Origin of the sequence: Campylobacter sp. TTU-622, assembly GCF_016598965.1 — a bacterium.
Classification (GTDB): domain Bacteria; phylum Campylobacterota; class Campylobacteria; order Campylobacterales; family Campylobacteraceae; genus Campylobacter_D.
Map to the genome: position 1 here is coordinate 1 of NZ_JAENKR010000123.1, position 2,615 is coordinate 2,615.

At 22.7% G+C, this 2,615-nt stretch carries 2 protein-coding genes; one reads left to right on the forward strand and one right to left on the reverse strand.

Annotated elements, in window-relative coordinates; genetic code table 11:
* Positions 1-35: 35 nt before the first annotated feature.
* Positions 36-1,673: a multidrug ABC transporter permease/ATP-binding protein gene (locus JG677_RS07715; protein WP_200286059.1), complete on the forward strand. Its 1,638-nt coding sequence runs from the start codon at positions 36-38 to the stop codon at positions 1,671-1,673.
* A 7-nt stretch (positions 1,674-1,680) separates the two neighbouring features.
* Here the strand turns inward: JG677_RS07715 and cgb are convergent, their stop codons facing one another.
* On the reverse strand, positions 1,681-2,109 hold the full coding sequence (cgb, locus tag JG677_RS07720; RefSeq protein WP_200169955.1) for a single-domain globin Cgb: 429 nt from the start codon (positions 2,107-2,109) through the stop codon (positions 1,681-1,683).
* Positions 2,110-2,615 lie beyond the last annotated feature (506 nt).

The window sequence follows — 2,615 nt, forward strand, 5'->3', positions numbered from 1 at the left end:
TTCTAAATGTTATAATTATATTTTGGAGTTATTTGATGACTTTTATTATGGAACTATTGAAACAAAATAAATTAAAATTTATTTCTTTTTTAATATTTTCTTTTATAACTAGTATAATTGGTGTTTTAACTTTAGTATTTATTAATGAATACCTTTTAAAAAGTAAAGAGAATGTTCCTATTTTTTATTTTTTAGCTATTTTATTTATATTTTTTATCAGTTCTTTTTTTGTCGAATTATCTCTTAGTATTTTTGGTCAAAATTTTATTTTTAAAATGCAAAGACGTTTGATTAAACAAATTTTAGATAGCTCTTTAATTTCTATTATGGAAGTTGGAAAAGCAAAACTTTTAGCATCTTTAAGTTCTGATGTTAGAAGTATTTCTTTTGGAATTTTACGCTTGCCTGAATTTTTACAAGCTAGTATTTTGATACTTTGTACTTGTTTTTATCTTTTTTATCTTTCTCCTAAAATTTTTTTACTTTGTCTTATATGGATTATTTTTGTTTTTGTAAGTAATCATTTTTTAATGATGAATGTATATAAATATTTTAGAAAGGCAAGAGAAAATGATGATTCATTGCAAAATAATTATCAAAATATTTTAGATGGGCACAAAGAGTTAAGTATTAATATTTTTAGAGCTAAGTATTACTACGAAAATGAGTTTGAAAAAAATGCAAAAGCAAAGCGTAGAAATAGCATTATAGGAAATATTTTAAATAATTTTTCTAACAATTGGACAAATATTTCTTTACTTGCTTTAGTAGGGGTAGAATTTTATTTGGCTATCAATTTTAAATGGAGTAATCTTGAAGATGCAGTAACGATAGCTTTGTCTATACTTTTTTTAAGAACTCCTTTAATTTCAATGATAGGATCTTTTCCTACTTTAATTTTGGCAAAAATTGCCCTTGATAAAATTGCAAAATTAAAATTAGAAGATTATAAAGAAACTTTTAATTTGAGCATAAAAAAAGAAAGATGGAGTCAAATTCGTTTTGAAAATGTTAGTTTTTCTTATAATAATCAATTCATACTTAAACCTATAAATTTAACCCTTTATAAAGGTGAAATGGTTTTTTTAATTGGTAAAAATGGAAGTGGAAAATCAACTTTTAGTATGCTTTTAAGTGGGCTTGTTAAACCTCTTAGTGGAGTAATTTATTTAGATGATAAAAAAATAGATTCTACTAATATTTATGAATACAGATCGCTTCTTAGTGTAATTTTTAGCGATTTTCATCTTTTTACTCAAACTTTAAGTAAAGATAAATTTGCAGATGAAGAAAAAATAAATTTTTGGCTTCAATTTTTAGAACTTAAAGATAAAACAAAAGTTGAAAATAATCATTTAAGTTTTACAAAACTTTCCACTGGACAAAGAAAACGCTTAGCAATGCTTATAGCTTTGCTTGAAGAAAGAGATATTTTGATTTTAGATGAATGGGCAGCTGATCAAGACCCTATATTTAGAAAATTCTTTTACTATAAGCTTTTGCCTTTTTTAAAAGAACAAGGTAAAACTATTTTTGCAATTACTCACGATGATAAATATTTTGATGTAGCTGATAGGATTTTTTTAGCTAAAGAAGGTGAAATTTCTGAATTAAAAGGAAAAAATATCAAAGAATTAGCTAAAAATATAGTAGAAAATTTTAATTTAGCTTGATATATCATCAAGCTTGTTTTTTATAAAGTTCTTCTTCTATTTTGATATAAAAGTCAGCTATTTTACCATAAGCTATTTCCCAAGCTTTTAATGTCTTTTCATCAGCATTTAAAAGATTTTTAATTGCTTTTAAAAGACAAGTTCCTACTATAGGATAGTGTTCTTTTTTTACATTTAATTTTACGTGAGTTTTTCCAATATGTTCAACATAAGCTTTTATATTTTCTAGGTTTTCTATATTTTGTGCAGCTTTCAAAATAGCCATAGCTAAAGCTTTTGGTTGCTCTCCAGAGGCTTGTTTTTCCATATTAAACATAGGTTTTACTTCAGGATAGTCATTAAACATAATTTTATAAAATTCTTTAGTTAAATCCTCTCCATTTTTTTGCAAAATGGGAATACAATTTTTTATGATTTCAATTTGATCTTTAGTCATTTTTTCTCCTTATTTTATAGTTAAAAATAAAAAAGATATTTTAACTCTTATTTAAAAGAAAAAAATTGATACAAGTTAAATTTATACTTTTAAGTTATTATTGAGGCTTTTATATTTTTTGAATGTAAAATTTTAAAGTTTAAAATAAAATATCAATATTATTTTAGAGTAGATTTTTAATTCAAATATTTAAAAATTGTTTTTTAAATTTAAAAAATCATCTGCAAAAGCATAACTTGAAATTAAAATACTTCAAATTAAAACACTAAATATTTTTAAATATAGTTATAAATATAATGTAAGTTTATTTTTATTGCAAGGAGTATTTTAAGCCAAATTTTTGAATATCTTTTTATATTGCTATATTAAAATTATTTATTATTAATCTATCAAACCCTAGTTTCACTCATTAGCTTATCTAATCTATCCATTATATTATTTACAAAAGAATTTATACTTTCATTACTTGCTTTCCAACCATTAGCTTTTGCTTGATTAAATTCTCT